We start from the raw sequence: 18,642 nt of genomic DNA, 5'->3' as shown, positions 1-18,642 counted from the left end.
GATCGCGCCGCCAGCGACGCTCCTACGGACAGGAGAGCGCCTTAAATCGGGCATCCGCGATAAACCTTTCTGTTTGGCTTGTTCGCGACTTGCCGTGGTTTCTGTCTGGCACCGTATCGCTCGCCAACCGCCCCCTGTCACCGATCCATCGCATAGCCGTGTTATGCTCCAGAAAAATCGCCAATGGATAGCTGAATGACACGTCGCACCAAAATCGTGGCCACTGTCGGCCCCGCCTCCTCCCCCGAGTCCATGCTCGATACCCTGATTGCCACCGGCGTGAATGTTTTCCGCCTGAACTTTTCCCACGGCAGCGCCGACACCCACCGCGAGACCGCCAGCACCATTCGCCGTTGCGCGGAAAAGCGTCAGGAACATGTCGCCATCCTTGCAGACCTGCAGGGGCCCAAGATTCGCATCGGCAAATTCCGCGATGGCCCCATTCAGCTGCAAACCGGGCAGGCCTTCGCACTGGACACGGCGCTGGATGACAATGCCGGCGACACGCAACAGGTGGGCGTCAGCTACCCACCCCTTCCCCACGATTGCCAGCCCGGCGATGTGCTACTGCTGAACGACGGCCTGCTGGAACTGGAAGTCACCGACATCGAAGGCACCCGGGTCAGCTGCACGGTACTGGTAGGCGGCGAACTGTCGGACCACAAGGGCGTTAACCGCAAAGGGGGAGGCCTCAGCGCCCGCGCCCTGACCGAGAAAGACCTTGCCGACATCATTACCGCGGCCGAGATGGAAGTGGATTATCTGGCGCTCTCCTTTCCCCGGGATGCCCGCGATGTGGAAGAAGCCCGCAAGCACTACCGCAACGCCGGTGGCCAGGGGGGCATCGTTGCCAAGATAGAGCGGGCCGAAGCGGTGGCCGACGACGACACCCTCGATGCCATCATCGAGGCCTCCGACGGGGTCATGGTGGCCCGCGGAGATCTGGCCGTGGAAATTGGCGATGCCGAACTGGTCGGCGTACAGAAACACATTATCCGCCGTGCCCGTGCGCTCAATCGCTTCGTGATCACCGCCACCCAGATGATGGAATCCATGATCCACAGCCCGCAGCCCACCCGTGCGGAAGTCTCCGATGTGGCCAACGCGGTGCTCGACGGCACCGATGCGGTGATGCTCTCTGCCGAAACTGCCGTGGGGGATTACCCCAAAGAAACCGTGCAGGCCATGGACCGCATCATCCGCGGGGCCGAACGGACCTGGCAGGAGCGCCGTAGCGACCGGCCGATCCATAACAGCGCCGACAACATTGACGAAGTGATTGCCATGGCCGCCATGCAGGCGGCCAACCGGCTCAGCAACGTGGCCGCCATTATCGCCATGACCGAAACCGGTAACACGCCGCGACTGATGTCCCGACTGCGCTCCGGCATTCCCATCTTTGCCTTTACGCCTTACCCCGCCACCCAGCGCCGGGTCGCGATCCTGCGCGGGGTGCGTGCAGTGCCGTTCGACAGTACGGCCCTGCCCAGCGACACCGTCAACCGGCAGGCCGTCGCCATACTGGAAAACCTGGGCGTGGTAAAAACCGGTGACCGGGTGCTGATAACCAAAGGCAACTACGCCGACGCCCATGGCGGCACCAACACCCTCAAGATTGTGGAAGTGGGCGGCAACATCCAGTAGCCCCCGCTTTTGTCTTCTGCCTTGCAGGCAATCACAGGGCGTCGCGCGACGCCCCTGATTTTTATAGACTCTCCGAATAACGCCTTAACATTCCTACACCATTCCCATACGCAACAAGACGCCAGTAACAGTACGGCCGTTCTAGACTCAAGGTGAATCTGACAGAACACGGAGCCGCGCTCGGGAGAGCCACCCGCGGCTCCCCACCCACTGTGCAAAGCAGGGCGTATAACAATGAAAATCGGTCTGGTTGTGGATTCGGGCTGCGATCTGCCCAAAGACTATATTGATGCCAACAATATTCTGGTCTTGCCGGTACCCATCCGGATCGGCAAGGAAATCTATGTGGATGACCGCGATCCGCAGCGGGCTCGCGACTTTTATACTCGCCACGAAGTCGACAAGAATCACGATGCCGAAACCGCACCGCCCAGCGTCGAACAGATCCGCACCCTGCTGCTGAAAGAGGCCGTCGGCAACTTCGATTATGCGCTGGTGCAAACGGTACCCAAAAGCCGCAGCCCCATTTTCGACAACGCCACCGAAGCGGCCCATGCGATTCTCGGCGATTACCGCCAGTACCGCGAAGCCGCCGGCCGGGAAGGGCCCTTTCGCATCCGGGTCAGTGACAGCCAGACCTTGTTCGCCGGTCAGGGCGTGCTGGCTGCCGAAACCATGCGGCTAATCAACAGCGGCATGAAAGTGGGCGATATCCGCCAGCGCATCAGTGATCTAACCCCGTGCACGACCGGCTATGCGGTAGTGCCAGACCTCTACTACGTGCACAAGCGAGCGCGCAAGAAAGGCGACAAGAGTGTTGGCTTCGTTGGTGCCCTGATGGGCTCCGCACTGGATATCAAACCCATCCTCTGCGCCCGTCAGGACCAGACCTTCCCGGTCGCGAAGGTTCGTGGCTTTGATGCAGCGGTAGACAAGATGTTCCAGCATGCCCGAGCCTGCGTAGAAGACGGGCTGCTCACTCCCATTGTCTGCGTCAGTTATGCCGGCGACCCCGAGGCCGTGTACCAGATGCCAGGCTTTGATGCCCTCAAGGCCGCCACCGAGCAACACGGGGTGGAACTACTGGTCAGCCACATGGGGCTCACCGGTGGGGTCAACATCGGGCCTGGCGCGATCAGTGTTGGCTTCATCACTGCCCAGGAACCCCTGCATTAAACACCCGTCTTCTGTCGCCACTTACCTGCCGCCGGTCTGGCGGCAACGCTTTTCTGTGATCCCGTTCTTGCTACGATATCTGCGCGCACCAAAAAAGAGCCGACCAAAACAATAACAACGGCACACATTGCGCACCTTAACGCTACAACGGGAGAGCACCATGAAAATCGGATTGGTGGTGGACGCGACCTGCGATCTGCCCGACCACTATATTGAAGAACACCATATTCAGGTTTTACCCATCACCTTACGCATTGGTGATGAGCATGTGGTCGACGACCGCAACCCTGACACCCGCCAGGCCTTCTATGCCGACAAGCGGCTAGACAAAGGCCATGATGCGGAATCGGTCCCGCTGGATGTGGACGCTTTTCGGGAATTTTTTCTGGAACGGATCGTCACCCGCTACGACTACGCGCTGGTACAAACCCTGCCAGACAGCCGCAGCCCCATGTTCCACAACGCCACCCGCGCATCCCATGCCATTTTGCAGGACTACAAGGCCGTACGCAGTCAGGCTGGCGTGGAAGGCCCCTTTGCCCTGCGCGTCACCGACAGCCGCACCTTGTTCTGTGGCCAGGGCGTTCTGGCAGCCGCCACCATGAACCTGATCCGCTCCGGCATGCGCATCAGCGAGATCCGAAACCGTGTTAACGAACTCGTGCCGCTATCAACGGGTTACGCGGTCGTGGACGATCTTTTTTACGTCCAGAAGCGAGCCAGCAAGAAAGGTGACAAGAGCGTCAGCTGGCTCAGTGCCAAACTGGGCAGCGCACTGGATATCAAACCCATCCTGTGTGCCCGTCATGGCGACTCCTTCCCCGTGGCCAAAGTCCGCGGCTACGACGCTGCCATCCTCAAGATGTTCAGCCATGTGCAGCACTGTATTCGCGAGGGCCTGGAAGAACCGGTGATTTGCGTCAGCTATGCGGGCGACCAGAACCACATCCCTCACTTGCCCGGCTTCAGCGAACTGGCTGCCTGCGCCACAGAACACGACGTGCAATTGCTCACCACCGGTATGAGCCTCACCGGTGGAGTCAACCCAGGGAGCCTCTGAATAACTCCTTGCGTGCTCAGTCTTTCAGGCTGGCTCACAATCTAGGCGCGCTTTTGAAGCGTGTATGTCCATCCATCGAGAAAGCGCAACAACGAGTGTGGGCCAGCCTGGAAGACCCGAAGGGCGCGGCCTGGAGCGCACATCTGCTGCGCCTTGCCTCTAGGAAAGGGAACCACCCTTACCGTCGAGTCAAGACACAACAGCTGCACGCTCCAGGTCACGCTGAGCATGCAAGGAGTTATTCAGAGGCTCCCTAGGCCCCGGTGCCGTTAATGTGGGCTTTATCAGCACGCAACCTGACGTTACCTGACCCTGCCTGCAGGCCGCGCCCGCTTTCTTGAGCGCCAGCGCGGCCCGGCTTTTCGGCAATGGCAACCTCCGGGGATACTGGCATAGTAACGGCCCCGATTTTCTGCCCCCGCCCACCGGCACGGGCAGCCCCAAGGAGGAACCATGTCTGATTCCATCAGTACCTTGAAAGCCAAGGGCCTGCCCGCCGAGGCACTGGCCTTTATCGAGTCCCTGCCCGCCGACCAGGCGGAGCAACTGGCCGCCAGCGTTCTGGCCGCCCTGCAAACCAAAGACGCCCGCGTAGAAAAGGCCATGAACAATGCCCTGAACGTGGTGCCCGGGCCGTTCCGTCGCCCGGTGAAAAAAATGCTGTTCGGTTAAGCCCTGGAGAGACGTCACATGCATATTGAAACCCGGGCAGAACTGCTCAAGCTCAGCCGCCTTCTTGAAAGTGACGAAGGCAGCCTCGATTTTCTCGACGGCCAGAATCTTGATCAGCTGGCCCAGTTCCGCAACACCGTTTCCAGCTTCTTCTACGCCCAGCACCAGGACAGCTACCAGCGTCTGGCCGGCATCAGCAAACTGGTACCGACCGGCGCCAGCGCCAAGCTTGCCACCACGGTGCTGGGGTCCGTACTGGCCGCGGGTATAGCCTCAGAGCTGCCAGCGGAACGCGCCATCAAGCTTTCCGACAAACTGCCCGATGACTTCCTCGCCAAGCTCTGCATTCACCTGGAGCCCTCCCAGTCACGCGATCTGCTTGCCGCCATGCCCGACAAGATCGTGGCGCGGGTCGCGCAGACCCTGCTGGCCATGGGGGAACACATCACCCTGGCCCGCTTCGTGGCAGTGATCAAACCCTCCGCCCTGCAAGCCATCACCGCCACCGTCAACGACGGCGAAGCCATGGTGAAGATTGCGCTCTATCTGGAAGACAAGAGCAAGCTGGATACCCTGCTTGGGCTGCTCAGCGAAGCGCAGCAACGGGCCACCCTGCAAGCGGCCACCGACCAGCAGCTGTGGCCAGCCGTACTCTCACTGAATGGCTATCTGAACACCGAATTGCGGGGCCGGATGGGCAACATGGTCGCCGAACAGGGCGAAACCGTGCTCAACCACATTCTCGATGTGGCCAGTGAGCAAGCCCTGTGGACCAACCTGCTACAGGCCGTGAATGCCATGGACAACTCGCATCAGCAGGTGGTGGTAAACCTGGCCAAACTGCAGGAAGCAAAGGTGATGGAGAGCCTGGTAGGCACCGTTGCCGCAGAAGGCAGCTGGGACGAGTTCCTCACTCTGATCCCGTTGCTGGACCAGGCCCATCTGACCCCGGCGCTGGATGTACTGGTCGAGCATCAGCCAGCAGCGCTGGCCAACGCCCTGGAACACGCCCATGACAGCCATTTGTTGGGTTTCTTCGGGCATCTGCCGGACAGTGATGTCGCTCGCCTGGCACAGGCGATTCAAGGCCACGCCGCCAGTCAATGGCAGGCGTTTGCCGAGCGCAACAGTGATGCCCATGAAATCGAGGTCCTGAAAGCGCAGATCGGCTGATCTGCGCACGACCATCAAGGTCCCCGAACCACCGCTCCCGCCCACACAGATACACGGCAGTAATGCCGCACTGTCTGGGCGGAAGCGGAAACTTAACCAGGAAAACGTTATTTGGCGCCGCTGAGCTGCAGCATGTGAATCACGGCGTTGCGGACTTCTTCGTCGCTGCAATCAAAGCAATTGCCGCGGGGAGGCATGGCGTTAACGCCGTTGATGGCTTCCTGCACCAGGGTCTCAAACCCTTCTTCTTCCACTTCGTGGGACCAGTACAGGCGGTTTTCCTTGCCGACCATGGGCGCACCGGCAATACCACTGCCGTGGCAGGTCACACAAAATTGCCGATACAACAACGCCCCGCTGCGCGGCTCTGCCTGGGTGGCAGCAGCGGCAGTCGGGGCGTCACTGTCGGAGCAGGCTGCCAGTAACAATACTGGCAGCAGTGCGAACAGACGTTTCAACGTTACTTGCTCTTCTCGACCATGAATTCCACGGCCGCCTTGATCTCGTCGTCAGAGCAGGTCATGCACATGCCCTTGGGCGGCATGGCATTCAAACCCTCGATGGCGTGCTTGACCAGGGTCGCTTCGCCTTGGGCAATACGCGATGCCCAGGCACCCGCATCACCGGTTTTCGGTGCACCCGCCACGCCAGCGCCATGACAGGCGTTACAGGAGGCGTTGTAGACTTCTTCACCGGAGCGCGGGCCACTGGCCACTTCTTCACCGGCAGCCGCCGCAGTGCCGCATTCTTCGCCTTCTACACACACAGAACCTACCGGCTTGATACGCTCGGCAGTGGCACGATCGCTGAATACAGAGCGCTCACCCAGCGGGTAAGGGGAGATTTCCTTGGTGCTCTTGGCAGCCACATTGCCGGCGGCGAACAGGGCGGCAACCAGTACCAGGCTGGCGGTCAGCATCTTTTTCACGATTACACCTCTATTGTTCTGTGAGTCGCCGCAGTAAGCGCTACGGCTGCGGTTGGCGATTATACCCGCTCAAGCCGTAGGGACAAAACCGGATCTCATCCCCGGCGGCAATCCCGGTCAGCTCGCCGGATTACAGCTCGACACGGGGCAGGCGCAGCAGGAAGCGACTCCCCTGATTCACCTGACTTTGCACCTGAATATCGCCGCCATGACGCTCGGTGACGACCTTCACGAAACGCAGCCCCATCCCGGCACCGCGAGTCCGGGCACCACCACTGGTACTGGCACGACTGAAGCGCTGGAACAGCTGCGACTGGAATTCTTCAGGAATCCCCACCCCACGGTCACGGACCTCGCAACAGACCTCGTTGCCATCCGCAAACAGACGCACATCCACCGAGCTGCCTTCGTGGCTGTACTTGATTGCGTTGGTCAACAGGTTGACCACCAATCGCTCAAGCAATTCGTTATTGCCCAGCACCCAGACATCCTGCTCCGGGTCGTAATCGAAGCGCAGCGCGATGCCCCGCTGGTGCGCCTGAATTTGCACCAGGTCGATGGCACTTTCTACCACGTCCAGCATGTCTTGTTCGTTAAGCTCCACGGTTTCTACCGCTTCCACCCGGGCCAACTGCAGGAACTGCTCGGCAATACTCAGGTTACGCTGGGCGTAGTGCTGCACGTTATCCAGAAACGCCGGCAGATCCGGGTTGCTGTCCTCTCGCATTTTTTCCGTCAGCGCCAATACCGAGACCATGGGTGAGCGCAGGTCATGGGACAGGAAATCGAGCATCTCTGAACGCGCGCGCAGGGCCTGCTTGACCTCGGAAATATCCTTGAACGACAGGATCATCATGCGGCCGGGGTTGTCCCCGGCGTGCACCAGCAGCATATCAAGATACAGGTCAGCGCCCTGGCGGTTACGGCATTCCAGCTGGCTACGCCCCTCGGCCAGGGTCTGGCGTAACAGCACATCCCAGCTGCGCTCACGCAGCTCCAGCTCACGGCCCAGATCGGTCACCAGGGACTGGCCGCTATCCAGCGTCCCCATGTCGATACCCAGCAACAACGCCGCCTGGGGGTTGGCGTAGACAATCACCCCACAGGCATCGGCGATGACCACCCCTTCACGGATTTGCGCCAGAGTGACCTGGAAGAAGCGGGTCAGCGCCTCCTGACGTTCTTCTTCGCGCTGCAGGCGCTCGATATGGTTTTCCAGCACCTCGTAGCGCGGCCCCGCCAACGGCTGATGCGAACGCACCCGCACCAGCATGGCCCGCACCCAGTAATCGTAAGTATCGGCATCCAGCGCCTGCTTCCACACCACATCCAGCTCATAGCGCTTGCCTTCATGCCGGAAACGATACTGGCGCGCCAATGCCCCTTTCCAGCCCGAGGCCGGCAACCGGTCACCACCGCGCAAGGGCGCGTCGCCACCCTGCAGCCGCCAGGCTTTCACCGGCATCACCGTGTCCAGCATATTCGCCATCTGCTGAAGGGAAGAGGCACGGGTAAGACGCTGGTTCAGGTCGCTGTATCCCGACAACCGCTCCAGCGCGTTGCGCATGTAGGACAGGGAATATTCCAGACGCCGCCAGGTCCACAACGGGTAGGCCATCAATGCCGCCACCATGGCCGGTGCCGGCGGGAACCACAGCCGCAGGGTAATCAGCAGCACCATGCTCACCAGCAGACACGCGCCCATGATTCCCGCCACCAGCGGGATCGACCAGCGCGGCAGCACGAACGGCAACAACAACGGCGCCAGTAATGCCAGCAGCGCGCCCAGCACCAAGGCACTGGGCTTGCCCAGGTCACGGATCAGGCGGTCTTCACGCAACGCGTCCAGCAAATTGGCATTGATCTCTACCCCGGCCATCAACTCGCCACTGTTTCCCATGGGGGTGGGCAACATATCGCCCAGCCCCGCCGCCGTGGCGCCGATCAACACAATCTTGTCGCGGATCAGTTGCTCCGGAATCAGGTTTTCCAGCAACTCCACCGCAGAGACCTGCGGGTAGCTGTTGGGGCCATTCACGAAGGGGATGAGCCGATGGTAACGGCGCACATTGGCCAACCCGGAAAACTCTTCGCCCTTGTCGGCCGGGAACAACTGCTCGGAGAGCATGCCTTCCTGCACCAGCAGGGTCTGGGTGATGTGCGGCCACCAGGCCTGGCCAATGCCGGAACGCATGAACACCGAACGGGCCACACCATCGGCATCCAGCTCAAGATCCACATGCCCCAAGCCCGCCGCGGCGCGGGCAAACGGCGAGTACGGCAACACTTCAATCAACTGCCCCCCGGCACGCAACTGCTCCACATGCACAGGCAGGTAGACATGGCCATTGGCGGCCATGGCCTGCACCAGCGCCAGATCCGATTGAGGGTTGTTGCGGTCCGGCTCTGACAGGATCAAATCCATCAGCACCGCCCGGGCGCCCATCTCGGTCAGCCGGTTGATGATGTCAGCATGCACCTTGCGGTCCCAGGGCCATCGACCCACTTCGCGCAGGCTGTATTCGTCAATGCCGACAATCACCAGATCACTGGCGGGTTCATCCGGAAGGGTATGCAGCAGGTTGTCGTAGATATAGCGGTCGACAAACGACAGAGCGCCACTAATGCTCAGCAGCACACTCAGTGCCGCCACCAGAAACAGCACCGACAGGTGCTCAGCGAGGTAGCGACGATGATCCGGGCTCAGGCGAACGCGCATGAATTACAGGGCCAGCAGCACGGCGGCCGCCCCGACAAACACCCACAGATCCCAACGGCGCTTTTCTTCCGGCGGGGCAGGCGGCTCCGGAGGTGGAGGCGGTGGCGCCGGGGTCACCACGATATCGCGCCAGTTTTCATGCCCACGCAGGCCGTGGCCATCCACCGCACGCACCAGCAAACGGTACTCGCCCACTGGCAGGTCCTGCTGCCAGTGCCCGGTGTCCAGGCGCTGCTGGCCCAGCAAACGGTTGTCCGGCTGCTGGTACCACTCCACCCAGTAATGGTCAGCCTCTGCCTGGGTTGGCCAAACCGCCACCGCACCGGTATGGCTGACGGTCAGCTCAACGGTGGGGGCAGGCAACAACGGCACCGGCGCCATCGGCGGCTCATCCACCTGGGCCAAGGTCGCAAAGCCCCCTTCCACTTCACGGGTGGTGCCGCGGGCGCCCACATCCACCTGACCGCTAATCACTTCGTTACGGGTGGTCTCGGCACCATCCACACCCAGGTAGTATTCGGTGCCGCGCACCGCCGCCACCGCGCCCGGGGTATAGACCTCGAACGAGGCTTCATCACTGGTCAGCGGCGTCACACGGTTACGGATATTGCCGCGCTCCAGGCGCAGCTCAGTGCGCTCACCGGGCTGATCGAGAAAACGCCGGTAGCGGGTCACCACCAGCAGACTGGACGGCTTCAGCAACACATCGGACTGGTCGGCAAAATGAATGCGGGCACTGCCATCGGCCCCGGTTTCCAGGGCATCACCGAATTGCACCACGTCACCGGTACTGACAGGACGCGGGGTTCCGCCCGCGGCAGGGTACAGCATCACTTCCCCGGTGACGGCTTCCAGCCGCGCTGGGATAGGCTTTTCCTTGAGCCAGTCGATGGGAACCCGAAGGGTGTCGCCCGGGCGCAGGGCATGGGGGTCGGCAAGTTGGTTATGGCCAGCCAGCTCGCGCCAACAGGCGTCGGGTTGCTGGGCAAAACGCAAGCACACTTTCCAAAGAGAGTCGCCGGGGCGGAGTGTGTAGTGCCAGTCCTCACTGGCCTGCGCCGCCGGGGAGAGCCCCAGCCACAGCAGGGCGGCTATCCCCAACCAGACCCTCATAGTGTGCTTCCTTGTAATGACTTATTCTTCGACAGGCTCCAGACGGTAGCCGTGCTGATAAACCGTCTTGATACGATAACCACGCTCCGGACGAATATGAAGGCTGCGACGGATACGGCTGATATGCACATCCACGGTCCGTGACTCGATGGGGGTCATGATACCCCAGACCTTCTCCAACAGGTGGGCGCGGCTCATCAGCTTACCCACATTCTGGAACAGATAACTGGCCAGCTCATAGTCCTTGTCGGTGAGTTTCACCGGGTCTTCATCCAGCAGAATCTGCCGGCGGGCACGATCTACCACCCAGGGCCCCACTGTCAGCGCCTTTTCTTCATCCATTTCCGCTACCCCTGCCCGGCGCCCTAGGGCAGTAATCCGGGCCAGCAATTCCGCTTGCTTGGTCGGCTTCACCATGTAGTCATCTGCTCCCTGGGACAGCGCCCCGACAATGGACGACTCATCATCACGCTGGGTGGCAAACAGCACCGGCGTCTGGTTTCCGCTGGCGCGCACCTCTTCCAGCACGGCATAACCGTTCATGTCTGGCACTTCCCAATCGAGCACCAGAATATCGAAGGTGTCGCGGCGCAGCAGGGACATGAAATCCCGACCGTTGGCCAAATGAATACAGTTGTGCCCGGCCTCCTGCAGCCAGTGGGTCACCAGCTCGGCCTGGGCCATGTCATCTTCCAGATATGCAATGCGCACGGTTGTCTCCATTTGCCCATTCACCTGTCGCTTCGCGCTTCCTTTCTGAGCGCTAACGCCGGTAAAGGCTACAGGGTTATCAAAGAGTTAGCGGGAAAAGATTGTAAAATGCCGCCATCAATAAAGCGATACCTCAACCGGTTTCCCTCTCCTTATTCCGCTACGCTGCGAGCCGTTTCACAGGGGCAACAAAAGCGCTACGCCGATCGCGCCGTCAACTTCAGCCCCACCACACCCACGATAATCAGGCCCATGAACAACAGGCGCGATAGTTGGGCAGGGTCCTTGAACCAGACAATGCCAATCACGGTAATGCCCACGGCACCCAACCCTGTCCATACTGCATATGCCGTGCCCACCGGAATACCGCGCATGGCATAGGACAGCATCAACATATTCAGCCCGGTAAGCACCAGCGAGGTGCCGATGGACGCCACGCCGGGGTTCATCTGAATCCACTTGAGACTCAGCGCCCAAGCAATTTCCACAATCACTGCCAGCAGCAGTACCACCCAATACATATTCATTGGCTTCTCCAGCGCAAAACCGGGCTCAGCAACGAACCAGAACCGCCGGAAACCCGAAAGAGGCAGCCTGAGAAGACATTGCACCAGATGGGTGCAGCGCGAATTATAGCCAACCCGCCGGGCAATGCACCCCATCCATGGACGCCACCGCCACAACCGGCTATCATTCGCGCCCGTTGGATCCCCCAAGTTCCAGCTGCACGGCCCGGGTAACAGGATGCTACCCCTGCCCGTGCAACCCTAATTTCATAATGTGTTTTGCGCCCGTAGCTCAGCTGGATAGAGCGTTGCCCTCCGGAGGCAAAGGTCAGAGGTTCGAATCCTCTCGGGCGTGCCATATCCCCAAAGAAAGGGGCCTCCTGTACGGGAGGCCCCTTTTTTGTGATTCAGAGGCTCCCTAGCCCGCTTCTGCCAACCTTACCGCCTGCCTTCTCTGCGCGTCGTTCAGCCCACGAAACTCACGGGCAATATTGAACACACGGGTAAATGCCGCCACATCACACAGGCTCGCATCCACAGTACGACCCTGATACTCCACAAACCAGGCCAATACCTCTGCCAGGTGCCACAGAGCGGCCTTGCCTTCGTGCAACGGTAACGGGAAGGTCTCTTGATTCTGGTTGATCAGTTTGAGCATATATTGGCGGCTAAATTCAAACAGGCCCGCCACCTCCGAAACCCCAACCCAATCAGGCCCCACCTCAACCAACCGCAGTTCTGGCAAGGCATGACCAACATCACGCAGCGCACTGTTCACCGCGCGTTGTGCAGAGCTGGCATTGCGATGAAAGGCCAGCGCCAATCGCCCTTTTTGCCCCACACCCGGCAGGGCGTCATCGCAGCCCCCTTCAAACAGGCGGTGCTCAATCATCTCAAGAGTCAAACCGGCAGGCACAGCGTATTTCAGCTCAAATTCATATTCCTGCATTGTTCAGTTTACCTCCGCTTCACCGCGGCAATTATCCACTACTCGGCGAATTTGCCTGGCGAAATTCCCCGGGTTTTTCGGGGTGCTCCAGATACTGATCACACAAAACTCACCGCAGCGGCATTGGCGATTATTGAAAGGACAATAGAGGCGACCCCAAGCATGACCGGTGGCTTTCTCGATACGCCACCCCATGGATTCTGCATACGCCAGCGCCGCCTCTACCTCTTTTTTGCTGTGCCGATCCCTCGACATTCAGCCTCTCCACTCGTCAGACAATAACCAAAAAGGTTGTCAACTGACAACCTTTTTGGTTATACAAGGCAGAGAAGCAGGCTAACCTGTGTCAGCCGCAATGTCCGTCAGCCAGAAGCGGCAGCGCTTGTAGCACAATAGCGCATCACCACAGACGACACCTCCCGCTACTTGGTCACCCACTGGCCACCGGGGGTTTTGACGTAATGGCCTGCGGCCGTTTTCTCGATGGCTTTCTGCCCGGCCAGGCGCGCCACTTGATCGAGGGTAATGCCATTCTGGCGGGCAATCCGCTCATAAGCATCGCGACGCTTGGCGTTGATATCAGAGACCAGCTCCACCGCCTGAGGGGTCGCCTTGACCACACCCAGATACCCGTCCGGTTGCTCCCCCACCAGACCCTGCCCTTTGGCACCGTCCAGATCCAGGGCATAGGCGGCCATGCTGGCCAGCAGCGCGATCATCGCAATCAGCATTTTCACTGTCTTCATCATCACTCCTAGAACAAGTCGCTGTCGTCGCCAAACAATTGATCAATATCCTTTTCCACCTTCAGGCGGATCTCATGATCAATCTTGACGTTGAGGTTGATGGTGATCGGCTCTTCCGGGGCCTTGAGGGCCACGGTGGGCGTGCAGGCGGCCAATAGACAACAGGCCATCACCACACCCAACGAGAGTAGTCGCATCATTGCTTCTCCGTGCGCAGTTGTTGGGTAATTTCCTCCCCGATGCGCAGACTGCGCAGCAAGGCCAGAAGATTCTCCCGGTGGGTGTAGTTAAACACCACCGGCAGGTTTTTTCTCTCCGGATTCACGCCCTTGAGGGTCATTTGCGCATCCAGCCAGCCCTCTCGGTCCATGGTCATGCGCGCCTGAAAATCCGGAATCTGCAAATGGCTGATGCTGTCCAACGCCAGCTGCACCGCCTGATTGGACTGGGCCATGGCCTGCACACTCTGCGAGGGCGGCACACGCAGCATCAAGGGCCCTTCATTGGCCAACCGCCCCTGCTCCACCACCAGAAAGTCCTCGCCCAGCTGCAAGGGCACATAACCACCGATACGCCCCGCCAGGCTGACCGCCGGACTGGCCTGCAGGGCCGCCACCTGTTGCAGGTCAATCTGGCTGATCACCACCGGCTGCACCTGATCCGATGGCCAATCCAGTGCCGGCGCCACCAGCGACCCGCCCAGCACATCAGCCCTGACATCGCGGAAATGCCAGCGGGACAGATTTCCCTCCAGCGCGAACGTCAGGTTGATGATGGGCGTACCGACGTCCAGCGTCTGCACTGTCACCGGCCCGCGACTTGCCAGCCAGGGCGCGCCGTCCTCGTAGCCCACGGCCAGAAGCCCGTCGAGCCCGCGACCTTCCACACTGCCCCAGGCCACCTCGCCATCGGCCAGCGCCAGCTCCCCCTCTACACTGACGCCCTGTTGCCACTGCCAACGGCCGTCGCCCTGGAACTGCCCTGCCGTCGGTGTCATGCCCAGGCCCTGCCCCATGGCGGGCACCAAAGCGCCATTCAGCTGCAGAGAGCCACGGGCACCACCGCCCTCCAGGGTCCCGTCCACACTCAACGCGGTCTTCCAGTCATCGATGGTGAAATGCGCCTGACCCTGATTCCCTTTCAGGGTCGCTTCGCCCTTAACGCGCGGTAACTGCCAGCGTGCCGCTGCCAACCCGTCGGCCTGGACCTGAAGCGCCCCTCTCATTCCTTGCTCATCGAGCACCAACCCCTGACGGGTGCTCACCGTCACCGGCCGCAGCAGCGTCTGGCCAACCAGCCCCTGATCAATCCGCAGCTGAGCTCCGGGTTGCACATGCAAGACGCTCCCTTGCCACCGCCAAGGCACGCGGGCCTCCAGCTTGCCACCATGATCCAAGGCCACCACCCGGGATTGCCCGGACAGCGAGCCCTGCCAGCCCGTCTCGCCACGGGCAAACTGCAGCGCCGCCTGCACGGGATAGCCGTGCCACTGGCCCTTCGCCGTCGCGGTTCCCTGCTCCGGCACCAACGGCATCCCCTCTACGGGCAACGACACGTTCAGCTGATCCTCCCCTTGGGCAATCGTCAGCCGCAGGGGCTTCCCGGCCAGCCACCGCGGTGTCGCCTCCCCCTCCCACTGGCCCGTCACCTGATACCCGTTCCAGCGGCCTTGTAACGCCAACGCCCCCGCCCAGAGCCAATCCGCTCCCTGCCATCGCAACTGGCTCGCTTTCGTTTGCAACTGCAAGCCCTGATAGCCCACCTGAAGCGGCAGCACGGCCTCGCCGTTGAGGGCCATCGGAATCGAGAGGGCTGATGGCAGCGTGACCAAGATCCCGTCGGGCAGGGTTAACGTGGTGGGGGGCAGTGTCAGCATTCGATCCTGCCAGACAAACGCCAACCGGCCATCCAGTGCCGGCCCCGACAAGGTCAGCGCACCCTGCCCGGTCGCCGCTTGCCGGGCATCGGAACGGGCCTGCAGGCGAGCCTCACCGTGCGGGGTCGTCATCCGAAGATCGGCGTCCATGGCGGTCAGTGTCGCGCCCTCGCCCTGCAGCACGCTGGGGTGACCGCCTTCCAGCCACCACCCGGGCATCAACGGCAGTGGCTCACTCAACGCCGCGCGCAGTCGCCAGCCCTCCCCGACAAAGTCGCCGTCCAGCGATACATTGGCAGAGGCCTCACCCTCAACCCGTCCGACATCGGACAGCATCACCGACAACTGCCCCCGCGGTGTGCCCTGCCAGGTTCCCGACCCCTGCCATTGCCAACGGCCACGCACCTGCGCAAGCCATTCGCCCAACTGACCGTCCCCCGAGGCCCGCCACAACCCGTCCTGCTGGCCATAAGAGGCCTGTACACAGCTTTGGAGACTGCACACCCCCAGCTGCCACTGCTGGTGCCGCTGCCGCACGGACAACGCCAGCGTGGGCAGCGGCCACTCACTGACAACGGGCAAATCCAGCTGGTGAACCGTCACATCAAACGGCGGCGTCCAGGGCAGCCCATCAGGAAAGCCCTGCACCGTTGTCGCATCGGATGCCTGCTCATCCGGGCACGCCCTGCCTTGCAATGTAGACAGCCGTACCCGCAGCGGCCAAAGCCCGTCGAGCCGCAGGTTCTCGCCCTGCCACTGCACACAGTCCTGTGGCTGCCAGCGCCATTGCGACACCAGCAACCCTTGCTGCCAGCTCAGCCCACTGACCCGCAGACCCATGGCATACAACGCCAACGCCCCCGCCAGTGCCAACACCATCAGCACGACCAGCACGCCAGACACTAACTGCAACACCCTGCGCTTCATTCTCATGGCCGAAGAATACCTTACGCCATCGCCCTCATGTCACTCCCGGGCAACTCCCTCTTGGAGCCCCCTCGCCAACCTGATTAAATGGCCCATTGCACAGCCTTCTGTGCTCCATCACGTCACCCAAAGACGCCACAATAAGCGAGCCATGTTTTTCAGCGACGAGCGCGCCCAATTCTTCAAGCCCCTCACTGGCAAGTACCGCGAACAGGTGGTCGAATGCCTGCGCCTGCTGCACGAGCGGCTGTACAGCGCCAAGGCGGACTACGGCGAATCACTCAAGCGCGATCAGGTGCTGGATGTGTTCAGCGAAGCCCTGGAACGGGCACCGCTGCTGGACGGCGACGAAGACGGTGGCCGCTTTCGCAACAACCGCGAACAAGCCGGCTGGATTCTCAACCTGCTGGTGGAGCACGGCTGGCTGAAGCGGGACAAGGACGAAGCCTCCTTCCAGTCCACCTACCCGTTCAGCCGCACCGGCCGCCTGTTCACCCAGACCCTGGCGGAAGTGGACGGGCGCAGTGTGCGCACCCGCCACCGCAACACCCGCAACACCCTCAATGCCCTGGCCGCCTTTGTGGATCGCGGTGAGGTCTACGACCTGCTCGACGCCCACGAACATTCCGAGCGCATCATCGCCGACTTCACCGACATCATCGCCGAGCTGGAAGAACGCAAACGGGAACTGGTGAAGGAAGTGGAAGCGCAACAACTGGTGCAGCAGGCCAGCGACCAGTTCTTCGACTTCATGGAAAAACGCTTCCAGCCGGACGTGGCCATCCGCATGTCCGCGGACAGCGTGGAAAAGCACCGCGACCGCATTCAGAACACCATCGAACAGATCAAGCGCAAACCGAAAGCCTGGAAAGCCAACGCCGAAAAGGAACTGCGCCGCCTGGCCCCGGACCTGATCGTCAGCCAGGACGCCTCGGTGCTGTTCCAGCTGCTGGACAGCATCGAGACGCGCATGCGCAACGCCTCGGAAATCATGCTGCCGGCCCTGCGCCGCACCCTGCAGGGTTTCACCCGCCGGGCCGACATCATCATTCGCCAGCTCAGCTACCTGCACAGCCAGAAGCACAACGACATCGTCGGCCTGTGCAAGGAACTGTCGGAGCTGGATGAAGAAACCTATAACGCGCGTCTACAACACGCCGGCGACAGTCTCGCCAGCCTGCACCTGGGCTTTATCGATCCCGCCCAGGTACGCCTGCGCGAACAGCGCAGCCAGCGGGTGGTGCACAGCCGCATGGTGGAACTGGACGACCCGGACGCCGCCACCCTGCGCGAGCTGGCTACCCAGCAGCTGCTGGAAAAGGCCTTCAACATCAATGGTGGCGCCCTGCGCGATTACCTGCGCGATGCCCTCGGTGCCAGCCGCCGCATCGACAACCGCGACCTGCCCATCAACACCGCCCGCGACCTGCTGGCCCTGAGCCACGTGATCGAACTGGGCAGCGCCGACCACGCCGCCAACGGCTTCCGCCTGCGCATTACCCCCACCGACCCCATCACCGATGAACACTACTTCGTCCGTCGTGATGGTTTCCTGCTGGAACTGGAGCACGATGAGCCAAGCACCACTACAACACGCCCTGAGTGAAGCCCTCAACGCCCGTGGCGTCACTCAAGCGCAATTCTCGGAACTGATGATCCGCCTGCTGGATCACGGCGTGCTGTGCCGCAGCGAAAGCAAAAAGGAAGCAGAACTCTACGATCGCTACCTGCAGATTCCCGAACTGGTGGAAGACTACCTGAGCGTGCTGCACATCCGCCTGCATCATGAGCGCCGCTTCACCTCCCTGCGACTGTTCCCGCCCGGTGCCGAAATCCCCGGCGAAGCGGACAGCGAAGACGGTTTCAACAGCGGCCTGCGCAACCGCCTCAGCCAGCAGGAAGTGGCCCTGATCCTGGTGCTGCGCGCCGAATACGACAAATCCCTGCGCGACGGCCAGATCGACGAACACGGCCAGGCCACCCTGCCTCTTGAAGCCATCAACCTGGCCAGCAAGAACCTGCTCGGCCGCCCGCTCCCGGAAGGCCGCACCGAACGCGAGGCCCTGTTCCGCCGCATGCGCCAACTGCGCCTGATCCGCAGCGACGGCGACAACAGCCTGGAAGACAACGAAACCTGGCTCACCATCCGCCCGGACATCACCAGCCTGGTCACCGACACTGTGCTCTCCCAGCTCCTCGGCGAAGGCACACGCCCAGCCAGCAACGACGACGCCGAAGAACCCTCAGAAAAAGACGAGGGCGAACAATGATCACCCCCAACGCCCCTACAAACACAACAAACATCCCACCGTGGGAGCGGTGGTTCCACCGCGAAAGCCCAGCCTTTCCCTGTGGGAGCCTGCCTGCAGGCGATCTTTACTCCAACACCATCCGTAGGAGCGTCGCTCGCGGCGCGATCCCCAACGCCCAAAATCGCGCCGC

Annotated in this window: 18 protein-coding genes and 1 tRNA gene; 8 read left to right on the top strand and 11 right to left on the bottom strand. The window is 61.4% G+C overall.

Translation table 11 applies throughout. The features are described from left to right. The first annotated feature begins 195 nt into the window (after positions 1-195). The 5 genes from pyk (at position 196) to A15D_RS02015 (ending at position 5,725) form a co-directional block, all read left to right on the top strand. Positions 196-1,644, top strand: a complete 1,449-nt coding sequence (pyk, locus tag A15D_RS02035) for a pyruvate kinase (RefSeq protein ID WP_102790551.1) — start codon at positions 196-198, stop codon at positions 1,642-1,644. 234 nt (positions 1,645-1,878) lie between these two features. Further along, entirely contained in the window at positions 1,879-2,820 is a 942-nt protein-coding gene (locus A15D_RS02030) for a DegV family protein (protein WP_102790550.1), read from the top strand. Positions 2,821-2,980: 160 nt separating this feature from the next. After that, positions 2,981-3,880 carry a DegV family protein gene (locus tag A15D_RS02025; protein WP_102790549.1) on the top strand — a complete coding sequence of 300 codons (900 nt, stop codon included), beginning with the start codon at positions 2,981-2,983 and terminating at the stop codon, positions 3,878-3,880. A gap of 453 nt (positions 3,881-4,333) precedes the next feature. After that, positions 4,334-4,552, top strand: coding sequence for a hypothetical protein (locus A15D_RS02020; RefSeq protein ID WP_022984926.1), 219 nt, complete (start codon positions 4,334-4,336; stop codon positions 4,550-4,552). A gap of 18 nt (positions 4,553-4,570) precedes the next feature. Then, positions 4,571-5,725 carry a hypothetical protein gene (locus A15D_RS02015; RefSeq protein ID WP_102790548.1) on the top strand — a complete coding sequence of 385 codons (1,155 nt, stop codon included), beginning with the start codon at positions 4,571-4,573 and terminating at the stop codon, positions 5,723-5,725. Positions 5,726-5,832: 107 nt separating this feature from the next. Here A15D_RS02015 and A15D_RS02010 read toward each other — a convergent pair whose 3' ends face one another. The 6 genes from A15D_RS02010 to A15D_RS01985 all read right to left on the bottom strand — a co-directional run bounded on the left by A15D_RS02010 (position 5,833) and on the right by A15D_RS01985 (position 11,723). Further along, positions 5,833-6,183, bottom strand: coding sequence for a cytochrome c5 family protein (locus A15D_RS02010; protein ID WP_233192001.1), 351 nt, complete (start codon positions 6,181-6,183; stop codon positions 5,833-5,835). 2 nt (positions 6,184-6,185) lie between these two features. Continuing rightward, positions 6,186-6,644, bottom strand: coding sequence for a cytochrome c5 family protein (locus A15D_RS02005; RefSeq protein ID WP_102790558.1), 459 nt, complete (start codon positions 6,642-6,644; stop codon positions 6,186-6,188). A 139-nt stretch (positions 6,645-6,783) separates the two neighbouring features. Then, the gene (locus A15D_RS02000) at positions 6,784-9,372 is read right to left on the bottom strand and encodes a CHASE2 domain-containing protein (RefSeq protein WP_102790547.1); all 2,589 of its coding nucleotides are present in this window, start codon (positions 9,370-9,372) and stop codon (positions 6,784-6,786) included. Positions 9,373-9,375: 3 nt separating this feature from the next. Then, positions 9,376-10,485, bottom strand: a complete 1,110-nt coding sequence (locus A15D_RS01995; RefSeq protein ID WP_102790546.1) for a FecR domain-containing protein — start codon at positions 10,483-10,485, stop codon at positions 9,376-9,378. A gap of 21 nt (positions 10,486-10,506) precedes the next feature. Beyond that, positions 10,507-11,196: a response regulator transcription factor gene (locus A15D_RS01990; RefSeq protein WP_102790557.1), complete on the bottom strand. Its 690-nt coding sequence runs from the start codon at positions 11,194-11,196 to the stop codon at positions 10,507-10,509. 197 nt (positions 11,197-11,393) lie between these two features. Continuing rightward, on the bottom strand, positions 11,394-11,723 hold the full coding sequence (locus A15D_RS01985; RefSeq protein ID WP_102790545.1) for a multidrug efflux SMR transporter: 330 nt from the start codon (positions 11,721-11,723) through the stop codon (positions 11,394-11,396). Between the two features lie 260 nt (positions 11,724-11,983). Between A15D_RS01985 and A15D_RS01980 the strand changes: the two genes are divergently transcribed. Further along, positions 11,984-12,060 (top strand) — tRNA-Arg (locus A15D_RS01980). Between the two features lie 60 nt (positions 12,061-12,120). Here A15D_RS01980 and A15D_RS01975 read toward each other — a convergent pair. The 5 genes from A15D_RS01975 to A15D_RS01955 all read right to left on the bottom strand — a co-directional run bounded on the left by A15D_RS01975 (position 12,121) and on the right by A15D_RS01955 (position 16,206). Further along, the gene (locus A15D_RS01975) at positions 12,121-12,651 is read right to left on the bottom strand and encodes an AlpA family transcriptional regulator (RefSeq protein WP_102790544.1); all 531 of its coding nucleotides are present in this window, start codon (positions 12,649-12,651) and stop codon (positions 12,121-12,123) included. A 3-nt stretch (positions 12,652-12,654) separates the two neighbouring features. Next, positions 12,655-12,906 carry a hypothetical protein gene (locus A15D_RS01970; protein ID WP_102790543.1) on the bottom strand — a complete coding sequence of 84 codons (252 nt, stop codon included), beginning with the start codon at positions 12,904-12,906 and terminating at the stop codon, positions 12,655-12,657. A gap of 167 nt (positions 12,907-13,073) precedes the next feature. Further along, positions 13,074-13,397 (bottom strand): YdbL family protein, encoded by a 324-nt coding sequence (locus tag A15D_RS01965; protein WP_102790542.1) that lies wholly within the window; start codon positions 13,395-13,397, stop codon positions 13,074-13,076. An 8-nt stretch (positions 13,398-13,405) separates the two neighbouring features. Next, on the bottom strand, positions 13,406-13,597 hold the full coding sequence (locus A15D_RS01960; RefSeq protein WP_102790541.1) for a YnbE family lipoprotein: 192 nt from the start codon (positions 13,595-13,597) through the stop codon (positions 13,406-13,408). Next, on the bottom strand, positions 13,594-16,206 hold the full coding sequence (locus A15D_RS01955) for a YdbH domain-containing protein (protein WP_146026829.1): 2,613 nt from the start codon (positions 16,204-16,206) through the stop codon (positions 13,594-13,596). The genes A15D_RS01960 and A15D_RS01955 overlap by 4 nt, the downstream gene beginning before the upstream one ends. Positions 16,207-16,351: 145 nt before the next feature. On the opposite strand from A15D_RS01955, the gene A15D_RS01950 reads away from it, so the two are divergent. After that, positions 16,352-17,806: a Wadjet anti-phage system protein JetA family protein gene (locus tag A15D_RS01950; RefSeq protein ID WP_102790539.1), complete on the top strand. Its 1,455-nt coding sequence runs from the start codon at positions 16,352-16,354 to the stop codon at positions 17,804-17,806. Next, the gene (locus A15D_RS01945; protein ID WP_102790538.1) at positions 17,772-18,470 is read left to right on the top strand and encodes a DUF4194 domain-containing protein; all 699 of its coding nucleotides are present in this window, start codon (positions 17,772-17,774) and stop codon (positions 18,468-18,470) included. The genes A15D_RS01950 and A15D_RS01945 overlap by 35 nt, the downstream gene beginning before the upstream one ends. Positions 18,471-18,642: the final 172 nt, after the last annotated feature.

The organism is Alcanivorax sp. MD8A, assembly GCF_002888555.1.
Taxonomy (GTDB): domain Bacteria; phylum Pseudomonadota; class Gammaproteobacteria; order Pseudomonadales; family Alcanivoracaceae; genus Alcanivorax.
Note: the sequence above shows the minus strand (reverse complement) of the source record. Positions and strands in the feature narration are given on the sequence as shown.

Coding starts and splice junctions, on each gene's coding strand:
- A15D_RS01975 (WP_102790544.1), bottom strand. CDS start 12,651: ATGCAGGAATATGAATTTGAGCTGAAATACGCTGTGCCTGCCGGTTTG.
- A15D_RS02000 (WP_102790547.1), bottom strand. CDS start 9,372: ATGCGCGTTCGCCTGAGCCCGGATCATCGTCGCTACCTCGCTGAGCAC.
- A15D_RS02025 (WP_102790549.1), top strand. CDS start 2,981: ATGAAAATCGGATTGGTGGTGGACGCGACCTGCGATCTGCCCGACCAC.
- pyk (WP_102790551.1), top strand. CDS start 196: ATGACACGTCGCACCAAAATCGTGGCCACTGTCGGCCCCGCCTCCTCC.
- A15D_RS01960 (WP_102790541.1), bottom strand. CDS start 13,597: ATGATGCGACTACTCTCGTTGGGTGTGGTGATGGCCTGTTGTCTATTG.
- A15D_RS01955 (WP_146026829.1), bottom strand. CDS start 16,206: ATGAGAATGAAGCGCAGGGTGTTGCAGTTAGTGTCTGGCGTGCTGGTC.
- A15D_RS01985 (WP_102790545.1), bottom strand. CDS start 11,723: ATGAATATGTATTGGGTGGTACTGCTGCTGGCAGTGATTGTGGAAATT.
- A15D_RS01965 (WP_102790542.1), bottom strand. CDS start 13,397: ATGAAGACAGTGAAAATGCTGATTGCGATGATCGCGCTGCTGGCCAGC.
- A15D_RS02030 (WP_102790550.1), top strand. CDS start 1,879: ATGAAAATCGGTCTGGTTGTGGATTCGGGCTGCGATCTGCCCAAAGAC.
- A15D_RS01945 (WP_102790538.1), top strand. CDS start 17,772: ATGAGCCAAGCACCACTACAACACGCCCTGAGTGAAGCCCTCAACGCC.
- A15D_RS01995 (WP_102790546.1), bottom strand. CDS start 10,485: ATGAGGGTCTGGTTGGGGATAGCCGCCCTGCTGTGGCTGGGGCTCTCC.
- A15D_RS02020 (WP_022984926.1), top strand. CDS start 4,334: ATGTCTGATTCCATCAGTACCTTGAAAGCCAAGGGCCTGCCCGCCGAG.
- A15D_RS01950 (WP_102790539.1), top strand. CDS start 16,352: ATGTTTTTCAGCGACGAGCGCGCCCAATTCTTCAAGCCCCTCACTGGC.
- A15D_RS02005 (WP_102790558.1), bottom strand. CDS start 6,644: ATGCTGACCGCCAGCCTGGTACTGGTTGCCGCCCTGTTCGCCGCCGGC.
- A15D_RS02015 (WP_102790548.1), top strand. CDS start 4,571: ATGCATATTGAAACCCGGGCAGAACTGCTCAAGCTCAGCCGCCTTCTT.
- A15D_RS01970 (WP_102790543.1), bottom strand. CDS start 12,906: ATGTCGAGGGATCGGCACAGCAAAAAAGAGGTAGAGGCGGCGCTGGCG.